Genomic DNA, 22,672 nt, shown 5'->3' on the forward strand with positions numbered 1-22,672 from the left:
AATTTTGAACCTGAGATTTATGAGAAAAATAAAAAAAATAGCAGTAATGACTTCTGGTGGAGACTCGCCAGGAATGAATGCAGCAATTAGATCAGTTGTTAGAGCTTGTGCTTATTATAGAACTGAATGTGTAGGAATATATAGAGGATATCAAGGAATGATTGAAGGAGATATGATTCCTTTAACAGCAAGAAGTGTAAACAATATAGTTCATAAAGGAGGTACTATATTAAAGTCTGCAAGATCTAAAGAATTTAGAACAGAAGAAGGACGTAAAAAAGCATACGAAAACCTACTAGAAAATAATGTTGATGCTCTTGTTGTAATTGGAGGAGATGGATCTTTTACAGGAGGGGTAGTGTTTAATAAAGAGTATAACTTCCCAATCATAGGAATCCCAGGAACTATTGATAACGATATTTTTGGAACTACTCACACTTTAGGTTATGATACCGCTTTAAATACAGCTGTAGACGCTATAGATAAAATTAGAGATACTGCATCTTCACATAATAGGTTGTTTTTTGTTGAGGTTATGGGGCGTGATGCAGGTTTTATAGCATTAAATGCAGGTGTTGGAGCAGGTGCTGAAGAGATTTTAATACCAGAAGAAGATTTAGGATTAGATAGGTTATTAGAATCTTTAAAAAAGAGTAGAAGAGCAGGAAAGTCTTCTAGTATTGTAGTAGTTTCAGAAGGAGATAAAACAGGTAAAAATGTTTTTGAATTAGCAGACTATGTAGAAGAGAATTTAGAAGACTATGAAGTAAGAGTATCTGTTTTAGGGCATATGCAAAGAGGAGGAACCCCATCTTGTTTTGATAGAGTTTTAGCAAGTAGGATGGGAGTAAAAGCTGTTGAGTTGTTAATCGATGGAAAAACAAATTTAATGGTTGGACTCAACAATAATGAAATAGAAACGATAGATTTAGAGAAAGCAATAAAAGGTCAAAATGAAATTAATAAGGAACTTTTAAGAGTTTCTGATATAATGACCACGTAAAATTTAGTAATTAAAATAGTAAGTATGATAAAAATAGGAATTAATGGATTCGGTAGGATAGGAAGAATCGCCTTTAGAGCAGCAATAAATAGAGCTAATGTAGAAGTAGTTGCAATAAACGATTTACTAGATGTAGATTATTTAGCATATTTATTAAAGTATGATTCTGTTCACGGGCGTTTTGATGGTGATGTTGAGGTAAAAGACGGTCAATTAATTGTTAATGGAAAACAAATAAGAGTAACAGCAGAAAGAAACCCTGAAAATTTAAAATGGGATGAAGCTGGAGCTGAATATGTTATAGAGTCTACAGGTTTCTTCTTAACAAAAGAAGCAGCAGGTTTACATTTAAAAGGAGGAGCTAAGAAAGTATTCATTTCAGCACCATCTAAAGATGCTAAGATGTATGTGATGGGAGTAAACCACACAGAAATGACTGCTGATGAAACTGTAATGTCTAATGCGTCTTGTACAACAAACTGTTTAGCACCATTATCTAAGGTGTTAGATGAAAACTTCGGAATTGTAGAAGGATTAATGACTACAGTACACGCTGCAACTTCTGGTCAAGGAGTAGTAGATGGACCAAACAAAGATAGAAGAAGAGGAAGATCAGTTCTTAATAACTTAATTCCTGCTTCTACAGGAGCAGCAAAAGCAGTAACAAAAGTAATTCCTGCCTTAGAAGGTAAATTAACAGGTATGGCTGTAAGAGTTCCTGTAGCAGACGTTTCTTTAGTAGATTTAACATTTAGAACTGAAAAAGCTACTTCTTTAGAAGAAATTAAAAAAGCTTTAAAAGAAGCTTCAGAAGGAAAGTTAAAAGGAATTTTAGGTTATACAGAGGATGAAGTTGTATCACAAGATTTTGTTTCTGATGCAAGAACTTCAATAGTAGATGCTGATGCAAGTTTAGAGTTAAATAGTAACTTCTTTAAAGTAGTATCTTGGTATGATAATGAATTTGGATATGCTACTAAAATTGTTGACTTATTAGAATATTCAGCATCTTTATAAAAATTTGTTAAATTCAAAACATTAACCTGATAGTTTTTAAAGCTATCAGGTTTTTTTATTCGGATAAGTTTTATATTTGTAGGTTCACTTTATTAAGCAAGTGGGGCGTATAAAATTAAAAAAAACGACCCATAGAACACAAAAATAGAAACAAATGATTAAAATAGGGATTAACGGATTTGGAAGGATTGGTAGACTAGCTTTCCGTTCGGCAATTAATAGAGATAACATAGAGATAGTTGGGATTAATGATTTATTAGATGTCGATTATTTAGCTTATTTATTAAAGTATGATTCTGTTCACGGACGTTTTGATGGTGATGTTGAGGTAAAGGATGGGAATTTAGTGGTAAATGGTAAGGTTATTCGTGTTACAGCTGATAGAAATCCTGAAAACTTAAAGTGGAACGAAGTAGGAGCTGAGTATGTTATAGAATCTACTGGTTTTTTTACAGATAAAGAAAAAGCAGAGCTACATATAAAAGGAGGGGCTAAAAAAGTAATTATTTCGGCGCCATCAAAAGATGCAAAAATGTATGTGATGGGAGTAAATCATACTGAAATGACAGCTGAAGAAACTATCATTTCAAATGCTTCTTGTACTACAAATTGTTTAGCGCCATTAGTAAAAGTTATTAATGATGCTTATGGAATGACAGAAGGTTTAATGACTACTGTACATGCAGCTACATCTACTCAGAATACTGTAGACGGACCTAATAAAAAATGGAGAAGAGGTCGTTCAGTTGTAAATAATATTATTCCAACTTCTACAGGTGCAGCAAAAGCAGTAACCAAGGTAATTCCGGAAATGTTAGGAAAGTTAACAGGAATGGCTGTAAGAGTTCCAGTAGCAGATGTGTCTTTGGTAGATTTAACATTTAGAACTGAAAAATCAACTTCTTTAAAAGATATCTTAGCAACATTGAAAGAAGCTTCAGAAGGAGAGTTGAAAGGAATTTTAGGTTATACAGAAGATGAGGTTGTATCTCAGGATTTTGTGTCTGAAACAAGAACTTCAGTTATTGATGCTGATGCAAGTTTGGAATTAAATGAGAACTTTTTTAAAATTATATCTTGGTATGACAATGAGTTTGGATATGCAACTAAAATTGTTGATTTATTAGAATATTCTGCATCGTTATAAAAGCATAAAATATTTTGTAAATTGTATTCCCGCATCAAATGCGGGAATTTTTTATTTAATATAGATTATATGGAAATAGCAATTATAGCACATGATGGTAAGAAAGCTGAAATGGTTCAATTTTTAAATGAGAATCAAGTAATTCTTCAGCAAAAGAATATAAAATTAATATCAACAGGAACTACGGGGTCAAAAGTTGAAAAGGCAGGCTTTGAAGTAACAAAATATTTATCTGGTCCTTATGGAGGTGATGCACAAATAGCCAGTAGAGTTGCGGAAGGTAAATGTAATATGGTGTTGTTTTTTAGAGACCCACATGAGAAACACCCACATGAACCAGATATTTCTATGTTATTACGTTTATGTGATGTTCATGATGTTCCATTAGCTACAAATCCAGCAACAGCCGAATTATTGATAAAAGCTGTTTAAAATTTCAAATAAAAAACCGAAACAATTTGTTTCGGTTTTTTGTTGTTATTTTTTAAAGGGATTAAGGGGTGTTAAAAAATAACAACATCTTTAAAAATTATCAAAAATTAAAGAAAAAGCATTACTCAATAACTAAAGAAATAATTAAATCAAATTGGTCTTTAATTATGTTGTCTCCTAAGTTTTTGAAAAAAGAACCAGAGCCATATTTTATTCCAAAGTCGGTTCTGTTAATTTTAATATGAGCTTTTAGTGTTTGTGCAGTAATGGTAGCATCAAAAGAGATTTCTTTCGTAATTCCTTTAATAGTCATATCTCCTTTTATTTTATAAGAGTTACCATTATTAGTAGCTTCTTTAATTGTAAAAGTTGCTTCTGGGTATTTGTTAACATCAAAAAAATCTTCATTTTTTAAGTGGTTAGCTAAATCATCTCTATCATCGTGCTCTTCTCCTTCATTATTTTCTTCTTCCTCTTCATTATCATCTCCATCTTTCATAAGTTCAACAGCTTTAATCGTATTCATATCTACAATAAAACTTCCTTTAGTTAAAGTGCCATTGTTAAAAGTTAATCCAGCATTTTTTAATTTAATTTCACCAGTATGGCTACCTAATATTTTATGGCCTTTCCAAATAATAGTACTTTTATCAATGTTAATTGATTTATTGCCAGAAAGGGGAGTTTCTGTTGTTTGAGTAACTTCTTTTTGGGTTGCTTTGTTTTCGGCTTGATTTTCTTTGTTGTTTTTACATGATAACATTATGAATGCAATCAAAAGAATCGAATAGAAGTATTTCATTATTTCTGTTTTAATAGATTACAAGTTTGCGTTATAAAAATCAAACCATCAAAATAAATCTATAAACAACAGAAGTAATATGGTAAACAACAATAAAGGGTAAGGTTGAGGTTTTTATCAAAAAGACTAAAAAAAGCGTTAAGAAAATAATTCTCAACGCTTGTGAATATGATAATGAATTGATAGTTATTCTAATAAAGTTATTTAATAGCTATCATGCTTATTTCAACATTAACAAACTTAGGTAAGTTTGCTACTTCAACAGTTTCTCTAGCAGGAGCAGTATTTTCATCGAAATATTCTGCGTATACCGCATTAATTTTAGAAAAGTTATGCATGTCTGAAATGAAAATAGAAGTTTTTACTACATTTTCAAAAGTCATTTCAGCAGCAGCTAAAACTTCTTTCATGTTTTCCATTACTTGTTTAGTTTCAGCTTCAATAGAGTCTTGAACTAGCTCACCAGTTTCAGGATTAATTGCGATTTGACCAGATGTATAAAGTGTATTACCACTTAATACAGCTTGGTTATATGGTCCAATAGGAGCAGGTGCTTTTGTTGTTGTAATTATTTTTTTCATTGTGTTTGATATTATAAATTAACTAAGATTAGAATAAAACTCTATCAGGAGGTCTGTTTTTATCCCATTTTAAATCGCTTAAAGCAGAAGATTTTACTCCTATAAAAAAGTAATATGAAGTATTAGGTCCAAATGGTGTCCAGTTAAAATTAAAACGCCAACTATCTAGGTCTCTTGAAAAGCTAAGTCTAGTATATGTGAAAGCATTGTTTTTAATATCATAACCAGATGAAAAACCAACATTCCATTTAGGAGATAGTTCTACATCACCGCTAAACATCAACGAATTACTACCAATGTTACTTGTTAATCCATTATTGTTGTAATTCATAGCATATGCTAAATTTAGAGTCCAAGGAATTTTTAGTCTATATAATTCGGTGTTTTTTGTATCACTTTTATTTTGCTTATTCTGAGGATTGTTAGCAAATGTATTAGTAGGATTTATATTTTGACCAAACACATCAGGCGTGTCTTGGGCTCCATTTCCATTTTTGTTATTTTGTTTTTCTTGTTTTTGAAAGTCTTTACTAGATATAGTGTAATTAGCTGTGACTCCTAAATTAGTAAGTCTTAAAATTCCGTCATTAAATTGGTTTATTCTTTGTCCTTTACTATTTACTTGATAAGGGTCGAATGTAGCGTTTGCATTTAAAGCTAATTTATCTTTAAAGAGTCGAGTACCTGCATTTACATTAAGAGGACTCCATCTTAAACTATCTGCAGCAATATTATAGCTGGTACTAAAATTTAAATTATTAAGAATGGTTATTTTCTTATCCTCTTCGTCACTATCCGGGTCTTTAGGAGCAACCTTAGCTTCAAGAACATTATTAACAGAAATTCCAATAGAATTTGTGATACCATTCCCTGGGGTTCCATAAATTCCATTTTCAAAAGGAGAATAAGTTAATAAATCATTTGGATCAGAGCTTTGTTGTACTTGGAGGTTGTAATTTTGAGCAAAATTAGGTCTGTATCCATAAGAAATTGTTGGTCTAATTGTATGTCTAATAGCTTTTAATCGTCCTTTTTTAAATTTAAAAGTACCGTATATGTTTGTAGATAAAGACATTCCAAAATTATATTCATGAAAACGATTAAATCCACTAATAGTATCGTTAACAACAGCACCTACGTTACCATTAGAATTAATGGCTGTAGGGTCGTATCTTTTATTAATTTTATCAAAATACCAAACATCTTTATAGGTAACATTTGGAGATAGTGTAAAATATTTAAATGCTTTTATATTAGTATTTGTACTTATGTTATGTTGGATACCTTTTTGAGCTGTTCTAAACATTTTTGGAGTAAAAAACTCATCATCTGTAGTGTTAATCCTATATTCTCCTTGTAAGCTATAATTCAATCCCATTTTTTGAATAGGGTTCCTCTTAATGCCTCCTTTACCTGCAAAAGGATATATACGATCCATATTTAATTGCAATGAAGGTAGAGTCATTGTAATTGATTGATTATTGGTGTTTTGAGAATGTGTGGCAGTTACATTCATATTAAAAGGAGTACCTACAAATTTTTTATAATATGAAATAGATGAATTTAAAGTGTTTGTTAAAAATTGAGAGCTGTTAAATTCATTTAAAGATTGCCTATAATATGTACTACTACCAAGATTAACAGAGGCTGAAAAGCGTGAGTTTGGATTAGATTTTGAATCTTGTGAATGACTCCAACGAATATTAAAGTTTGTAGATTTACTAAAATCGCTTAAACCTTTAATTCCTTGTATAATGTTTTCAAAACGGACACTAAAATTACCACTAAATTTATAGCGGACATAATAATTTGAATCAGCTCTTAATCCCCAACTTCCATTTGTATATATGTCACCTAGAAGAGTTAAATCAAAATAATCATTTATAGCAAAATAGTAACCACCATTTTGTAAAAAGAAACCTTGGCTATTACTATCTCCCCAAGATGGAATTATAAAACCAGAAGTTCTTTTATCTGTTAAAGGAAAGTAAGCAAATGGTAAATAAACAGGAGTTGGTACATCAGCTAATACTAAGTTACTTCCTCCAACAATTATTTTTTTTCCTGGTACTAATTTAGCTTTATTCGTTTGAATATAATAATCAGGACGTTTCTTTTTAGAGGTCGTAAAACGTAATCTACGCATATATATAGTAGAGTCATTAACACGCTTTGTTTTTTGAGCATAGGTTATAATTCCACTTTGTTCAGTTTTTACACCATATACCAATGCTTTTTTAGTTTTAAAGTTAAAAAGAATAGAATCTTGTTCAGACTCTTGTCCTCCTTGTTTAAAAATTGGTCTTTGATGATAACCTAAACTATCTTTAATTCCCTTAGCATATACAGTGTTGTTCTTATAATCTAAAATTATAATACCAGCTTGTAAGTCTATATTGGTATAGGTAACTCTAGCTTTGTTAAATAAAGTAACAGTTTTGTTTTTAGCATTTTGAATAGTATAATCCTCAGCATCATGTGTTATGATTCCATCAATAACTTCTTTAGGTTTAATAGAATCATTAGCAATAGTGTCTTTTTTTATGTTTAAAGCTTTTCTGTTTTTTAAATTAATCAAAGTATCTTTTGAGGTATTTAAAACAGGCTTTTTTTTAGCTTTTTGATTTGGAATACCCTTATCTCCAAACTCTTGTGCATTACCTATTTGAAAACAAAAAAGATAGAAAGCTAAAAGTATGTAAGTTAGATTTGCTCGCAATATTATAAATACTATTTTTGTGTTATATTTAAAACTTTGGCGTGTTATTTGAATGCCTATATTTTAGAAACCAAAAATAGTTAAATTTTATTGATGCAATTCTTAAAATTACCTAAATATAATCTTAGAAAAAAAACTCTTTTATTTTTAATCCTTTTCTTTATTTCCATAAGCTTTAATACAGAGGTTTATGCTCAGAAAAAGTATACCGTTGTTTTGGATGCTGGACATGGAGGAAAAGACTCGGGTAATATCGGAAATGGATATAGAGAAAAAAAAATAGCGTTGCGCGTTGCTTTAGATGTAGGGAAAGAGTTATTAACAGCTAAAGATGTTAATGTTGTTTATACAAGAAAAACAGATGTTTTTGTAGAGTTACACAACAGAGCTAAAATAGCGAATACCAAAAAAGCAGATTTATTTGTATCAATACATTGTGATGCTTTTACAAAAGAACATCCTCATGGTGCAAGTACTTTTGTGTTGGGTTTAAATGGTAATAAAGAAAATTTAGAGATTTCTAAAAGAGAGAATGCCGTAATTTTATTAGAGGATAATTATAAACAGAACTATAATTACGACCCTAATTCTCCTGAGTCAGTAATAGGATTATCCGTACTTCAAGAAGGAAACTTAGATAATAGTTTGAACATTGCAGGGATGATTCAAGATAATTTTGTTTCCTTGAGAAGAAATAACAGAAGGGTAAAACAAGCTAACTTCTTAGTGCTCAGAGAAACCGTTATGCCAAGTGTTTTAGTTGAGTTAGGTTTTTTAACAAATGTAAAAGAAGGAAGATTTTTAAATACAAGATCAGGGCAAATAAAAATGGCTAAAGCAATTGCTGAAGCTATTAAAAAATATATTAATGTATTAAAATTGAATAGAGTTAGAGATAACTCAAGTTCAGTAAATACTATTGCTGAAACACCAAAAAAGAAAGAAACCCCAAAGGTAACACCTAAAAAAGTTGTTCAAAAACCAAAGTCTGTTAAAAAAGATACTAAGGTTGTTACAAAAAAGGTCGTAACTAAAGCTCCTGAAAAGAAACCAGTAAAAAAGCTTTCAACAAAAATAATAGCTAAAAAACCGAGTTCAAAAGTAGAATTTAGAGTGCAAATTGCAGCTTCAAGAAAATTTATTTCTGAAAAGAACTTTAAAAATCTGAAAAACGTAAAGTATTTAATAATAGATGATTATTATAAATATTTTTATGGAAGTTCAGGAAGTTTGGCGGGTATAAAAAAACATTTGGCTACAGCAAGATCGGTTGGTTATAAAGATGCTTGGATAGTTGCTTTTAAAAATGGAAAAAAGATATCTATTAAAGAGGCCTTGAAAAACCAGTAATTTAGAGGTAATCTATCTTATTACTCTCAAAATATTTAGTATTTTCGCTGGTATAATTTTACTATGTTTATGTCAAAGGAATTAAAAACAGGAATTGTAACGGTAATAATTATAGCTTTATTTATATGGGGATATAATTTTTTAAAGGGGCAAGATTTATTCAGTGCAAATAGTAGGCACTTTTTTGTGGAATATAAAAACATCAATGGACTTAATACTGCTAGTTTAGTAACTATTAATGGCTTAAAAGTAGGAAAGGTTGATGATATTTCTTTTAATTCGAAGTCTGATAAAAGAGGAAGCTTAATAGTAAAAATATCATTAGAAAACGATTTTAAGTTTTCTAAAAATAGTGTAGCAAAAATTTACTCTGCAAGCTTAATGGGAGGGCAAAATTTAGCTATTGTACCAAAGTATGATGGAGAAACTGCTGTTTCTGGCGATTATCTAAAAGGTGAAGTAGAATCTGATATTTTTTCTTCGGTAGGAGAGAAGTTAAATCCAATTCAAGCAAAGTTAGAAAATGTATTAGTTGGAGCAGATTCATTATTAATAGGTTTCAACCAAGTTTTAAATCAAAAATCACGTAAAAGTTTAAATAGAAGTATACTTGGATTAGAAGGAACTATTTCTGATGTAAGAAAAACACTTTCTTCAGTAAATAGTTTATTAGCAGATAATAAGGTGAATTTAGATTCAACTATGATTAATGCTAAAAAAATTACAAAGAACTTTTCTAAAGTATCTGATGATTTAGCAAAAGCTGATTTTGGAGCAACTGTTAAAAAATTAGAAACAACATTAACTAACGTAAATGGATTGTTGGCTAATATGAAAGAAGGAAAAGGAACTCTAGGTAAATTGATGACGGATGATAAGATGTATACTAACTTAACAAATGCATCTAAAGAAATGGCAGAGTTATTAAGAGAGATGAAATTAAATCCAAAGCGATTTGTACATTTTTCATTGTTTGGTAAGAAACCTAAGCCTTACAATGAAGAAAACAATAAAAACAACACAAGCAACAACTAAACAATAAACAACTATAATATTAATTCATAAAAATCCTATAAAGAAAGAAGACAACGATTAACAAAAATTAATAATTTTATTTAAACACAATGGAGAAATACCTACCAAACATCATTTTTGCAATTATTCTAATTGCAGGTATAGGATATTTTGTAATGAATGTTAGAAAGCTTATCCGAAATATTAAGCTAGGAAAAGATATTGACAGAAACGATAGAAAGCCAGAGCGCTGGAAAAATATGGCTAAAATAGCTTTAGGTCAATACAAAATGGTTCGTCGTCCACTTTCAGGAATATTACATATAGTAGTATATGTAGGTTTTATTTTGATTAATATCGAAATGTTGGAAATCGTAATCGATGGATTGTTTGGAACACATCGAGTATTCCAACCAATACTAGGTAACGCTATTTATGGATTTTTAATAGGAAACTTTGAAGTGCTAGCTGCATTAGTATTTGTTGCTGTAGTTATTTTCTGGTTACGAAGAAATATTCAACGTGTTAAGCGTTTTTGGAATAAAGAAATGACAGGATGGCCTAAGAATGATGGAAACATTATTTTATATTTTGAAATGGTGTTAATGTCTTTATTCTTAGTGATGAATGCTACCGATGTTCCTTTTCAAGAAGCAGGAGCAGGAAATGTTATTTCACAATTTATAGCTCCTTGGTTTGATGGAAATTCACCAGAAGCATTACATACAATTGAAAAGACAGCTTGGTGGTTACACATTGTAGGAATTTTAATTTTCTTAAACTATTTATATTATTCTAAGCATTTACACATTTTATTAGCTTTCCCTAATACTTTTTATGCAAAGCTTGAGCCAAAAGGGCAGCTAGATAACTTGGAAGCTGTGACTAATGAGGTAAAAATGATGATGGATCCGGATGCAGATCCATATGCAATGCCAGAAGAAGGAGCAGAAGATGAAGTGCCAGCAAAGTTTGGAGCATCTGATGTAACCGATTTAAACTGGGTGCAGCTTATGAATGCATATACTTGTACAGAATGCGGACGTTGTACATCTTCTTGTCCAGCAAATCTTACAGGAAAAGAATTATCGCCACGTGCTATTATGATGAAAACACGTGACCGTTTAGAAGAAGTAGGTAAAAATATTGATGCTAACGGTGGTGAGTTTAAAGACGATGGAAAACAATTATTAAACGATTATATATCACCAGAAGAATTATGGGCGTGTACTAGTTGTAACGCTTGTGTACAGGAATGTCCTATTGGTATAGACCCTTTATCTATTATTATGGAAATGCGTCGTTATTTGGTAATGGAAGAATCTGCAGCTCCACAAGAGTTGAATATGATGATGACCAATATTGAAAATAACGGAGCTCCATGGCAGTATAGTCAGATGGATAGATTAAATTGGAAAGACGAATAGAAAATAATTTTTAATTAAAAGTTTTTAATTAAGAGTTATTTAAAAAATCTAAACTCTAGAATAAAGACTTAAAACTCAAACTTAGAGATATGAACGTACCAACAATGGCAGATATGATGGCTCAAGGAAAACAACCAGAAGTGTTGTTTTGGGTAGGAGCAGCAGGAAGTTATGACGATAGAGCAAAGAAAATAACAAAAGCGTTTGTTAAAATATTAAACATGGCAGGAGTAGATTTTGCTGTGTTAGGAACTGAAGAAAGTTCAACAGGAGATGCAGCAAAAAGAGCAGGAAATGAATTTTTATTTCAAATGCAGGCTGTAACTAATATAGAAGTATTAAATGCTTATGAGGTAAAAACAATAGTTACTTGCGACCCTCATTCATTCAATACATTAAAAAATGAATACCCAGGATTGGGAGGTAAATATGAAGTTTTCCACCATACACAATATATAAGTAAATTAATTAAAGAAGGACGCTTATCTATTGAAGGAGAAAATTTAAAAGGAAAACGATTAACATACCACGATCCTTGTTATTTAGGACGTGCAAACGATGTTTATGAAACTCCAAGAGATTTAATTCGTCGATTAGGAGTAAAAATGACTGAAATGAAGCGACATAAATCTACAGCTTTATGTTGTGGAGCTGGAGGAGCGCAAATGTTCAAGGAGCCAGAAAAAGGAGATATGGATATCAATGTACTTCGAACTGAAGATGCTTTAGAAACAAATCCACAAATTATAGCAACAGGATGTCCTTATTGTAATACAATGATGACAGATGGTGTGAAATTCAAATTAAAAGAAGACCAGATTGTTGTTAAAGATATTGCAGAATTAATAGCTGAGGCTAATAATTTATAAAAGCAAGATATAATATAATGTTTATTCCCGCGTAAGCGGGAATCTTATTTTTAAAGAATGATTAAAAATTATATAAAAGCAGCACGTTTAAGAACTTTACCGTTATCAGTATCAGGTATTATTGTTGGTGCATGTTTAGGATTGAATGATTATTTAAAATCACCAAATGTTTTTGCTGGATGCTTTGGTGAGCCAACAGTTTTAAATAGTGATATTTTCTGGCTAGCAATTCTAACAACCATAGGTTTTCAAGTACTATCAAATTTTGCTAATGATTATGGAGATGGAGTAAAAGGAACTGATGATAATAGAGAAGGAGAAGCACGTATGGTTTCTTCTGGGGCTATTACACCAAAGCAAATGAAAATAGCAATGATTATTACTGGAGCTATTACCTTAGTAATTGCTTTGCTATTAATTTATGTAGCATTTGGAAAGGATAACTTTTTATATTCAGTAATTTTCTTCGGATTAGGTATTGCCTCAATTATAGCAGCAATTAAATATACCGTAGGAAAATCAGCTTATGGTTATAGTGGGTTTGGTGATGTATTCGTGTTTGTATTTTTTGGTTTATTAGCAGTGGTAGGAACTTACTTTTTATATACTAAAGAATTAAACTTAACAATCTTTCTACCAGCAATTACAATAGGATTATTAAGTACAGCAGTATTGAACTTAAATAATATGCGAGATAGAGTAAATGATGCTAAATCAGGAAAGAATACATTAGTGGTAAAAATGGGAGCTAAAGCTGCAAAAAACTATCACTATTTGTTAATAGGAGTATCATTTTTATGCGCATTATCATATGTGTTTCTTAAGTATGAATCGCCATATCAATTCTTATTTATAATTGCTTACATACCCATTTTAAAACACATAGTTTTTGTATCTAAAAATAAAGAGGAAGCATTACTTGATGGAGAATTAAAAAAAGTAGCATTAAGTACTTTTTTATTTTCAATACTTTTTGGACTAGGACAAGTTTTGTAACTTGCCTATAAACTAACTTCAGAATATTATTATGAATATTACATTTTACGGACATGCATGTTTTGGTATCGAAATAAACGGAACACATGTATTAGTAGACCCATTTATAACAGGAAACCCTTTAGCATCAGAAATTAAAGTAGAAGATATAAAAGCAGATTATATCTTGTTAACTCATGCACATCAAGATCATATATTAGATGTAGAACTAATTGCAGAGCGAACAGGAGCAACAATAATTTCAAATTATGAAATTGTTATGCATTATGGAGCTAAAAATTTAAAAGGACATCCAGTAAATCATGGAGGAACTTTTAAAACAGAAGCTTTTTCAGCAAAATATGTAAATGCTATACATACATCTTCATTTCCTGATGGAACTTATGGAGGACAACCAGGAGGTTTTGTAATTTCAGCAGGAGATAAATCATTATACATAGCAGGAGATACTGCAGTTACCATGGATATGAAGTTAATACCGATGACAACAAAGTTATCTGCCTCAATTTTACCAATAGGAGATAACTTTACTATGGGAGTAGATGATGCAATTATAGCTAGTGATTTTGTAGAATGTGATAAAGTTATTGGTTGTCATTTTAATACATTTCCACCAATAGAAATTAATGTAGAAGAAGCAAAAGAAGCATTTACAAAAGCAAGTAAAGAGTTAACTATTATTGAAATAGGAAAAACAATAAGCATATAATCCAATGAAAGGCGTAAAAATAGTTTTAGGAATAATATCGGCATTAATAGTTATATTTTTCTCAACAGGGTTAGTCATTTCTGAAGTAAAATATACTACCGAAGTAGAAATAAATAAACCAGTAAATGAAGTTTTTGCTGATTTTGAGAATATTGAATTGATGAAAGAATGGATGCCAGAACTAAAGTCAATTCAAGTTTTAGAAGAAAAACCAGGAAAGGTTGGAAGTACTTATAAAATAGAAATAGACAATCAAGGAAGGTTGATAACTATGACAGAGAAAGTGCTAGCTTATGAGATGAATAAACGAATTAGCTTTCATTTTGATGCTGAAAATATGTTAAAAACAGACGATTATGTATTCACATCAAATGGTAATACTACAAAAATAGTACAAGAGTCAATTTGTACTAGTGACTCTTACATAATGAGATGTTTATTTCCTTATTTCAAAGGAGAATTAAAAAGGATAAGTCAAACATATTTAGACGCATTTAAAAAAGCATCTGAAGCTCAATAAACACGAATATTGATAACAGCAACTTACAAGAAGTATATTCTTAATTTTAAGCAGGCTAGTGGAACCTCACGAGGAGTTTTAAGAACCAAAGAAACATGGTTTTTAATGTTATCTGAAAAAGGTAAAAAAGGCTATGGTGAATGTGGTTTGTTTAGAGGCTTGAGCGCAGATGATAGAGATGATTATGAAGAAAAGCTTCAATGGGTTTGTCAAAATATTCATTTAGGATTAGAAAAGTTATTAGTTGAAACGATAAAATTTCCATCAATTCAATTTGGACTAGAGCAAGCGTTTTTGTCCTTAAAAGGAGATAATTCATTTGAATTGTATCCATCAAAATTTAGTCAAGGAATAGACAATATTTCTATTAATGGATTAATATGGATGGGTGATAAATCTTTTATGCAACAGCAAATAAAAGATAAATTGCAACAAGGCTTTACAACGATTAAAATGAAAATTGGTGCTATAGATTTTGATACTGAAATTGAATTATTAAAATCAATAAGAAAAGAGTTTTCACCAAAAGAAATAGAATTACGTGTAGATGCTAATGGTGCTTTTACTCCAGAGAATGCTTTAGGAAAATTAGAACGATTGTCTGAATTAGAAATGCATTCTATAGAGCAACCTATAAAGCAGGGGCAATGGCAAGAGATGGCAAAACTGTGCGAAAAAACACCTTTAGCCATAGCGTTGGATGAAGAGTTAATTGGAGTTTTTTCAAAAGAGGACAAAGAAAAATGTATTGAAACAATCAAGCCTCAGTATATTATTTTAAAACCAAGTTTAGTTGGAGGTTTTAAAGGAAGTGAAGAATGGATTTCTATAGCAAATAAATATAAAGCGGGAAATTGGATAACTTCAGCTTTGGAAAGTAATATTGGTTTAAATGCCATTGCTCAATGGACATATACATTAAATAACGCATTACCTCAAGGATTAGGAACTGGGAGTTTATTTACAAATAATATAGAAAGCCCATTAGAAGTTTCTAAAGGTAGTTTAGGATACAATAATAAAAAAGATTGGCAATTTAATTTAGAATAATGAATTTTATACAACAAGCATATAAAGGAAAAAACGATTGGTTTTATTATTTAGGAGTACTGTTTTTAGTATTGATTTGTTGGCAGTTTATAGGTGTTATACCACTAGCAATTACAGCTGTTTTACATGCAGAAAACATGGATGAATTTTTAATGGCTGCTAACGATAATTTCATGACTTTAGGAATAAATAAAAGCTTGTTTTTATTTATGATGATTTTAATGTTTGCAATTGGATTGGCTGCATTATTATTTTCAATTAAATACATCCATAAAAGAGCAATAAAAACCCTTGTAACAAGTAGAGAAAAAATAGATTGGAAACGATTTTGGTTTGGTTTTTTTACTTGGGGAATTGTTGCCATAGTAGTCATAGGAGCTGGAATAGTATTAGAACCAGACAACTATACATGGAATTTTAAACCAATCCCATTTTTTACATTAGTTTTAGTTTCTTTTTTGTTTTTACCACTACAAACAAGTTTCGAAGAATTGTTATTTAGAGGGTATTTTATGCAAGGTTTGGGTACTTGGTTTAAAAATAGATGGCTTCCATTAATAATTACATCAGTTGCATTCGGATTGCTACATGGAGCGAATCCAGAAGTTGAAAAACTGGGATACATTTCAATGGTATTTTATATAGGTACAGGATTCTTTTTTGGAATCACAACTTTAATGGACGAAGGAACAGAGCTAGCATTAGGATTACATGCAATAAATAATATAGTAGCAGCTTTCTTGGTAACAACAGATTGGACTGTTTTTCAAACAGATGCTTTATTTATTGATACTTCAGAACCATCAGTAGGGATAGAAATGTTTTTACCTGTTTTTGTTTTATATCCGTTAATGCTATTGTTATTTTCAAAAAAATATGGTTGGAAAAATTGGAAAGAAAAATTATTTGGAACAATAGAAAAACCATTAACTATTGAAGAATACTAGCTTCCATAAAAGATTTAAATTAAATAGTAAATCCTTTTCAGATAAGGATGAGTTGTTAGACTTTTCAAAAGATATTTCACAATCAATATTTAGTTTTTTAAACGATTGGTTTAATACGAACAATTTTGTAGTAGTTAATACATCTGGATCAACCGGAACTCCTAAGCCTATAAAGCTAAAAAAAGAGTTTATGAAAAACTCAGCAATAGCTACGGGCACATTTTTTAATTTAAGAGAAAGAACCACAGCTTTATTATGCTTATCAACCGATTATATAGCGGGAAAAATGATGTTGGTTAGAGCTTTAACACTTGGATGGGAAATAGATATAGTAGCTCCAGTTTCAAATCCTTTAGAAGGCTTAAAAAAGAAATATGATTTTTCAGCAATGGTTCCAATGCAATTAAGGAACTCATTAAATGAATTATATAAAATAGATAAATTAATTGTTGGAGGAGGAGTAGTATCGAATGATTTAATAGAGGAAATTCAAGAGAAAGAAACAAAAATATATGCCACTTATGGTATGACTGAGACTATTACTCATGTAGCCATCAAAAAACTTAATCATGTTGTGTTATCTGATTGTAATACATATGAAGCACTTCCAAATGTAAACTTTTCAAAAGATTCACGTAATTGTTTGGTGATAGAAGCTCCTAAAGTAACAGAAGAGAAACTTATAACAAATGATGTAGTTTCATTGATTTCAAGCAAAGAGTTTGACTGGTTGGGGCGTTTTGATAATGTAATTAATTCGGGAGGTGTAAAATTGCATCCAGAGAAGATAGAGGAGAAGCTATCAAAAATAATTTCAGAACGTTTTTTTGTAATTGGAGTTCCAGATACTATTTTAGGAGAAAAACTAATATTAATTGTTGAAGGAAAAAAGAAAAGTATACTTCTTAATAGTTTACAAGATTTATCTAAATATGAAGTACCTAAAGAGGTTTACTTTTTAGATAAGTTTATAGAAACAGAAACTAAAAAAATTCGACGAAAGAAAACACTAGATTTAACTTATAGAAGTTAGTTAAAATTAGAGTGAAACAAAAAAAGAAAAGAAGTTATCACATACAGACACTCCTTTTCTTAAAACTAACTAATCAATCAAATTGTTTATAATAAAAAAGAAAAAACTTTCAAATTATACTTCAAAGATAGTTTAGATTAATAGGTGTAATTTCAAAAATTAGATGAGAAAAGCTTTAGTAACGATGAAATGCGTTTTCCTATAAACGAAGTTAAATTATTATAAAAAACAAGTATTTATTAAGGAATAAAAAAAGCTCCCGAAGGAGCCACACATCCCTTGGCGGAATAAAATAAATTATCAAAATTTCAGCCGGGGGTAAGTTTCTACTTCGATAATTTACACAGTAATTAATTATTATAGGGGATTTCATTAATTACACTACAAATGTATGATGTAGATGTGATGTATATGTCTAATGAAGTGTAAGTGAAGTAGCTATTTTTAGAATAATTCTTATATTCAAAACTACTACATAAATAAAAAGGCTCCCTAAGGAGCCCATACACAAGGGGATAGTAAAACGAATCGTATACTTTAAAATTAAAGAGTTTTTTGTTTCAAAATAGTAATTGTAGGGTCAAAAGTTTTTTGATTTAGTTTAAAAGACAAAAAGTAAGGATAAAAGAAGTATAGATTAAGTTGCTATTCGTTTAATGGATTCTAGAAATGAAAGTTGAAATCTAACAAATTGATGTAATAAAAAAGAAAAGAAGTAATCCTCCCCAAGATACTTCTTTCCAATAATCGTTATAAAACTTTATATAGAGCCCCTCGCTCTCTATATGTGATAAAAGTAATGAGATATAGCTTATAATTATTTGATAATTAGACGATTTGAAGGTATCTTTAGATGAAATGTTAGCTTCTTAATATGAAAGTATTAAATAGTAGTGTAAGTTCTTTTAATCAAAATCGAAAAATTCACCATCATTATCATTTTCATATAAGTGAAAATCGATATCTGTATCATTTGGTAAATTGTTAAAAACCAAAACAATGATTATGAAGCCTATAATTATAGAAATAAACAATACATAATCCCAAGGAATGTTCATAAGAAAGCCATGTTTAATTGAGTAATAAAAATAATAAAACAAAACAAAGCAGTGTAACAATTGCTCAATAAGATTGTCTTTTATTTTGAAATCAACTAATTAACCATATGAGAAATTTATTAATAGCTTATTTGCTGGTTTTTTTATGCTATTCTTGTAAAACCAAAAAAGATGAAGAAGTACAAGTAGGTCAAAAATCTGTATTATTTATAGATGAATCAAGAAATAGACCTTTGGCAACAGAAATATGGTATCCTACTTTTGACAGTATTACTAAACAAGAAAAAAAGGAGAAGAAAAAGGAATTGTTTAAGACTATAGAAACAATTTCAAATGCCAGTATTACAAAGAAAAAACATCCATTATTATTAATCTCTCACGGTACAGGTGGGAATAGGTTTTCACTAACCTGGTTTATCGAAAAAATGGTAAAAGAAGGTTACATTGTTGTATCTCTTGATCATTATGGAAATTCTACATTTAATAAAATACCCAGAGAGTTTGTAAAATGGTGGGAGAGGGTCATTGATGTTCAATTTGTATTAACAGAAGTGTTAGAGGATAAAGAAATAGGAACAAAAATTGATACCTCAAAAATTGGAGGAGTAGGTTTTTCGTTAGGAGGATATACAAATATAGCTTTGGCTGGAGGGTACGTAGATAGAACTGTTAGAGAAAATGAAAAAGAAGAAGATAGAAAAATTCCTCCTGAGTTTCCAAAAACCGATGAGATTATTGATTTTGAAAAAGATAGTCTAATAGTTTCATCATATAATAAGTATAAAGATGTAGTTAAGGATAAAAGAATTAAGTCATTTTTTGTAATGGCACCTGCTATAGGTTTTGGTTTTCATACAAAAGAGCAAACAAAAAGCATTGATTCACCTATTTTTATTGTTGCTGGGAAGGGAGATAAAAACACACCGATTAAAAACAATGCAGAAAATTATCATAATTTAATAAATACAAGTCAATTATACTTATTTGATGAAAACGTTGGACATTATGTGTTTTTAAATGAAGCTACAGAGTTCGGTAAAAAAGTACTTCCTGAAATTACAATAGATAAGCCTTTAGTTGATAGAAAAAAAATCCATGATAAAACTTTAGAGTTGGCATTGGATTTCTTCCAAAAAACATTGTAAATAATTAAAAAATAAAAGCGAACATTAGTTCGCTTTTGTATTTTATAAACAAGGAGAGTTCATAGGAAGAGCACATAATATACCTCCCCATTCACCACCACATCTAAGACATTGCTCTTTAGTTGTTGGCCAAAAACCACCTTTAATTGTTTGTTGTTCCGATTTGTTTAAGATAGAACCTAAGTTTGAAATATTTTTTAGCATAACATATAAAATTTAAATTACTCAAACTTATATATAAATAACTAATAAAAGCTCAGAAAAACCGTAATATATGTAAGGTAACTCCTTTAAAATTAAATCTATAAATAAAAAAGGAAGTTGCCTCTTTAGACAACTTCCTTTCGATTCCCCCAAATCATATATTTTACTATTTTATTTGTATCGTTTTTTAATTATACAGTAAAAGTACTAATGAATAAGCGTTTAAATTTTCCCTTTTAGATGAAGAGGAATAAAGTATAGTTAAGCTGTAAATTTGTATGGTTAAGAATAGTTTTAACGAAATGTAACTTGTAAGTTGTTTTTAAAACTGTTGTAAAAAAAAAGAACCCACTCAAAAGAATTGAGTGGGAAAATTGCTATGAAAAAGAACTTAAGACGTCTCTTAAGTGGTGCAAATATAATAAGAATAAATTAAATAGTATAATATTTTTTTCTTTTTTTAATGATAGATAGAATTTTAATGAAAAATTAACTAAAAAATCATTCTAAAGTTTCTTTAATACTACCACAGCCTAACATTCCTCCACCAAAGTATGGATTGACTATTTTTTCTTCATTACTTAACCAATAAGCTCCTTTGTTATTATCAGCCATCGGACAAAATTGATGATATACCTTTTTATTAATACCAAATATTTGAATGGCAGCTTTAAAAGATGTAGTTAATTTGTTGAAGTAAATTTTCTGCTCTTTTACATCTGAGTTTTCTATTATAGAATTTATAGAAGAAGTAATTTCTTTATGAAGTTTCATCCATTTATTATGAGAATCTTTTTTTAATAATTTCATGTCAACTTCATCTAAGCTAATTAATAGTTTTTTAGCCTGAGTTATTATTTCTTTAGAATTATCGGTTAGTAATGTATCTTTTAAGTTGATATACTGGTTGAAAGTTTTATTTAACTGTTCTTGAAATTTAGAAGAAACTTTGATTCTTTCAATATTTTTAGAATCATGGGTTTGCATTCCCATATGTTCTTCATGCCCAGTCATAGTTTTACCACCATTTTTATTCATCATCGATTTTTTACCTTGTAATTGAGCAGCAGCATCGACTGTAAAAGTACCATTGGTTACTATAGCGTCACCAGTTTTCAATCCTTCTAAAACTTCATAATAATTACCTAAAGAAGTTCCTAATTTTACTTCTCTCATTTCAAAAATGGGTTTATCTGGGTTAGGTTTTAGATATACTACAGATTTTTTACCTGTCCATAAAATAGCTGAAGCGGGAATACTTATTGTTTGTGTTTTATTTGACTTTATGTTCTCAATTTTTCCTTCAACAAACATTCCTGGTTTAAAAATGTTCTTTTTATTATTTAAAACAGCTCTTAAAGAGGTGGTTCTAGTTTTAGTATTTAAAATAGGGTCTATAAACGAAACTGTAGCTTCAAACTTTTGGTTTGGATACGCATTGGTAGTAATAGAAATATTTTGACCTTCTTTAAATAAACTGATTTGATTTTCATAAACATCAAAATTTGCCCATACAGTACTTAAGTTTGATATTTTTAGTAGTGGCTGTCCTTGTTTTACAGATTCTCCTTGCGATACTAGTTTTTCATTAACTGTACCCGAAACAGTTGCATAAATAGGGAAGTTTGCTTTTGCTTTTCCAGATTTTTCTATTTGGTTAATTTGTTTTTCCGTCAATTTCCATAATTTCAGTTTATTTCGAACTGCTTTGTATAAAGCTGGTTGCGATTCTTTTAATGCTAAAGTGGTTAGTAACTCTTGTTGAGCAGCAAATAATTCAGGTGAATAAATAGTAGCTAATAGTTGTCCTTTGTGTACTTTTTCACCAGTAAAGTTTATGTTTAAACGTTCAATTCTACCAGAAAAGTAACTTACTTGTACAACATTTTTTTCTTCATTTTCTAAAATTTTTCCAGATAACTTAATGCTGTTATTCTCAATTTCATTATTACCTACAATAGAAGTTTGAATGTCAGCTAAGGCTATAGCATTTTTAGTAAGTTTAAATTGATCAGGAGCCAAACCATCAGCATTTGCTTCTGCAGGAATTAAATCCATACCACAAATAGGGCAGTCTCCAGACTCAGGTTGCATAATTTGAGGATGCATTGAGCAAGTCCACATTTGATTAACTTCTGTGGTTGAATTATGCTTATGAGAGTTATCATTATTTTGATTATTGAAAATAAAACTTCCTAGAAGTATTCCAATAACCAATATGATAATATATATGATATATTTTTTCATTTTATAACGTTTTTAATCGTTCTGTATAAATTATATTAACATGTATAAATTTAAAATGCTGTAAAATTTTTAAAAGTATAGCAACATTAGAATACATAAATTTAATGTTACTATACTTTAAGTAATTACATTTTTTTCTTGTAATCTTTGTTTTTTACATAGTCCATGTTACAAGTTGGACATTTACCTTCCTTGTCACTACCGCTACCTTTACAATGCATTGGGCAAACGTATGCAGATGTATACTCTTTACCTTTTTCTTTACTTTGTGTTTGTTCGGTTGTAGTTTTAGGTGTAGTAGAGTTTTCTTTCTGATTATTTTTACATGATATGGTAATGAATAATAATCCTATTGCTAAAATTTTGAAAGTTGCTTTCATTTTAAATCTATATTTAAGTTAA

General features: G+C 29.8%; 22 protein-coding genes. 15 read left to right on the forward strand and 7 right to left on the reverse strand.

Features of this window, described 5'->3' with window-relative positions:
- The first annotated feature begins 19 nt into the window (after window positions 1-19).
- The 4 genes from pfkA to Q0958_RS04760 all read left to right on the forward strand — a co-directional run bounded on the left by pfkA (window position 20) and on the right by Q0958_RS04760 (window position 3,599).
- Window positions 20-1,003 (forward strand): 6-phosphofructokinase, encoded by a 984-nt coding sequence (pfkA, locus tag Q0958_RS04745; protein ID WP_272148821.1) that lies wholly within the window; start codon window positions 20-22, stop codon window positions 1,001-1,003.
- 24 nt (window positions 1,004-1,027) lie between these two features.
- Window positions 1,028-2,020, forward strand: coding sequence for a type I glyceraldehyde-3-phosphate dehydrogenase (gene gap / locus Q0958_RS04750; RefSeq protein ID WP_299120344.1), 993 nt, complete (start codon window positions 1,028-1,030; stop codon window positions 2,018-2,020).
- Window positions 2,021-2,174: 154 nt separating this feature from the next.
- A complete protein-coding gene (gap, locus tag Q0958_RS04755; RefSeq protein ID WP_299120346.1) occupies window positions 2,175-3,167 on the forward strand; it encodes a type I glyceraldehyde-3-phosphate dehydrogenase in 993 nt (330 codons plus the stop codon).
- 69 nt (window positions 3,168-3,236) lie between these two features.
- Window positions 3,237-3,599 (forward strand): methylglyoxal synthase, encoded by a 363-nt coding sequence (locus Q0958_RS04760; protein WP_150899033.1) that lies wholly within the window; start codon window positions 3,237-3,239, stop codon window positions 3,597-3,599.
- A gap of 121 nt (window positions 3,600-3,720) precedes the next feature.
- Here the strand turns inward: Q0958_RS04760 and Q0958_RS04765 are convergent, their stop codons facing one another.
- The 3 genes from Q0958_RS04765 to Q0958_RS04775 form a co-directional block, all read right to left on the reverse strand.
- Entirely contained in the window at window positions 3,721-4,401 is a 681-nt protein-coding gene (locus Q0958_RS04765) for a YceI family protein (RefSeq protein WP_299120351.1), read from the reverse strand.
- Between the two features lie 200 nt (window positions 4,402-4,601).
- The gene (locus Q0958_RS04770; protein ID WP_299120354.1) at window positions 4,602-4,982 is read right to left on the reverse strand and encodes a RidA family protein; all 381 of its coding nucleotides are present in this window, start codon (window positions 4,980-4,982) and stop codon (window positions 4,602-4,604) included.
- 28 nt (window positions 4,983-5,010) lie between these two features.
- Window positions 5,011-7,701 carry a putative LPS assembly protein LptD gene (locus Q0958_RS04775; RefSeq protein ID WP_299120357.1) on the reverse strand — a complete coding sequence of 897 codons (2,691 nt, stop codon included), beginning with the start codon at window positions 7,699-7,701 and terminating at the stop codon, window positions 5,011-5,013.
- A gap of 93 nt (window positions 7,702-7,794) precedes the next feature.
- Between Q0958_RS04775 and Q0958_RS04780 the strand changes: the two genes are divergently transcribed.
- The 10 genes from Q0958_RS04780 (at window position 7,795) to Q0958_RS04825 (ending at window position 17,616) form a co-directional block, all read left to right on the forward strand.
- Entirely contained in the window at window positions 7,795-9,051 is a 1,257-nt protein-coding gene (locus tag Q0958_RS04780) for an N-acetylmuramoyl-L-alanine amidase (RefSeq protein WP_299120360.1), read from the forward strand.
- Window positions 9,052-9,120: 69 nt separating this feature from the next.
- A complete protein-coding gene (locus Q0958_RS04785; protein ID WP_272148831.1) occupies window positions 9,121-10,086 on the forward strand; it encodes an MlaD family protein in 966 nt (321 codons plus the stop codon).
- Window positions 10,087-10,175: 89 nt separating this feature from the next.
- The gene (locus Q0958_RS04790) at window positions 10,176-11,492 is read left to right on the forward strand and encodes a (Fe-S)-binding protein (RefSeq protein ID WP_150899027.1); all 1,317 of its coding nucleotides are present in this window, start codon (window positions 10,176-10,178) and stop codon (window positions 11,490-11,492) included.
- Window positions 11,493-11,581: 89 nt separating this feature from the next.
- Window positions 11,582-12,361, forward strand: a complete 780-nt coding sequence (locus tag Q0958_RS04795; RefSeq protein WP_299120364.1) for a (Fe-S)-binding protein — start codon at window positions 11,582-11,584, stop codon at window positions 12,359-12,361.
- A 57-nt stretch (window positions 12,362-12,418) separates the two neighbouring features.
- Window positions 12,419-13,357, forward strand: coding sequence for a 1,4-dihydroxy-2-naphthoate octaprenyltransferase (gene menA, locus Q0958_RS04800; protein ID WP_299120366.1), 939 nt, complete (start codon window positions 12,419-12,421; stop codon window positions 13,355-13,357).
- Window positions 13,358-13,388: 31 nt separating this feature from the next.
- Window positions 13,389-14,066 (forward strand): metal-dependent hydrolase, encoded by a 678-nt coding sequence (locus Q0958_RS04805; RefSeq protein WP_299120369.1) that lies wholly within the window; start codon window positions 13,389-13,391, stop codon window positions 14,064-14,066.
- A 4-nt stretch (window positions 14,067-14,070) separates the two neighbouring features.
- Window positions 14,071-14,586, forward strand: a complete 516-nt coding sequence (locus Q0958_RS04810; protein WP_299120370.1) for an SRPBCC family protein — start codon at window positions 14,071-14,073, stop codon at window positions 14,584-14,586.
- A 9-nt stretch (window positions 14,587-14,595) separates the two neighbouring features.
- The gene (locus Q0958_RS04815; RefSeq protein WP_299120372.1) at window positions 14,596-15,636 is read left to right on the forward strand and encodes an o-succinylbenzoate synthase; all 1,041 of its coding nucleotides are present in this window, start codon (window positions 14,596-14,598) and stop codon (window positions 15,634-15,636) included.
- A complete protein-coding gene (locus tag Q0958_RS04820; protein ID WP_299120375.1) occupies window positions 15,636-16,583 on the forward strand; it encodes a CPBP family intramembrane glutamic endopeptidase in 948 nt (315 codons plus the stop codon). The genes Q0958_RS04815 and Q0958_RS04820 overlap by 1 nt, the downstream gene beginning before the upstream one ends.
- Window positions 16,570-17,616 carry an AMP-binding protein gene (locus Q0958_RS04825; RefSeq protein ID WP_299120378.1) on the forward strand — a complete coding sequence of 349 codons (1,047 nt, stop codon included), beginning with the start codon at window positions 16,570-16,572 and terminating at the stop codon, window positions 17,614-17,616. Before Q0958_RS04820 ends, Q0958_RS04825 begins: the two co-directional genes overlap by 14 nt.
- Before the next feature lie 905 nt (window positions 17,617-18,521).
- Here Q0958_RS04825 and Q0958_RS04830 read toward each other — a convergent pair.
- Window positions 18,522-18,674: a hypothetical protein gene (locus Q0958_RS04830; RefSeq protein WP_299120381.1), complete on the reverse strand. Its 153-nt coding sequence runs from the start codon at window positions 18,672-18,674 to the stop codon at window positions 18,522-18,524.
- Window positions 18,675-18,781: 107 nt separating this feature from the next.
- On the opposite strand from Q0958_RS04830, the gene Q0958_RS04835 reads away from it, so the two are divergent.
- Complete coding sequence (locus Q0958_RS04835; RefSeq protein ID WP_299120383.1) at window positions 18,782-19,819, forward strand: hypothetical protein; 1,038 nt, start codon at window positions 18,782-18,784, stop codon at window positions 19,817-19,819.
- Window positions 19,820-19,861: 42 nt separating this feature from the next.
- Here the strand turns inward: Q0958_RS04835 and Q0958_RS04840 are convergent, their stop codons facing one another.
- From Q0958_RS04840 to Q0958_RS04850, 3 genes are all read right to left on the reverse strand, one after another.
- A complete protein-coding gene (locus Q0958_RS04840) occupies window positions 19,862-20,023 on the reverse strand; it encodes a hypothetical protein (protein WP_299120386.1) in 162 nt (53 codons plus the stop codon).
- A 501-nt stretch (window positions 20,024-20,524) separates the two neighbouring features.
- Complete coding sequence (locus tag Q0958_RS04845; RefSeq protein ID WP_299120389.1) at window positions 20,525-22,270, reverse strand: efflux RND transporter periplasmic adaptor subunit; 1,746 nt, start codon at window positions 22,268-22,270, stop codon at window positions 20,525-20,527.
- 125 nt (window positions 22,271-22,395) lie between these two features.
- A complete protein-coding gene (locus Q0958_RS04850; protein ID WP_299120391.1) occupies window positions 22,396-22,650 on the reverse strand; it encodes a heavy metal-binding domain-containing protein in 255 nt (84 codons plus the stop codon).
- Between the last annotated feature and the right edge of the window lie 22 nt (window positions 22,651-22,672).

It is taken from the genome of uncultured Tenacibaculum sp. (assembly GCF_947499065.1).
Taxonomy (GTDB): Bacteria; Bacteroidota; Bacteroidia; order Flavobacteriales; family Flavobacteriaceae; genus Polaribacter.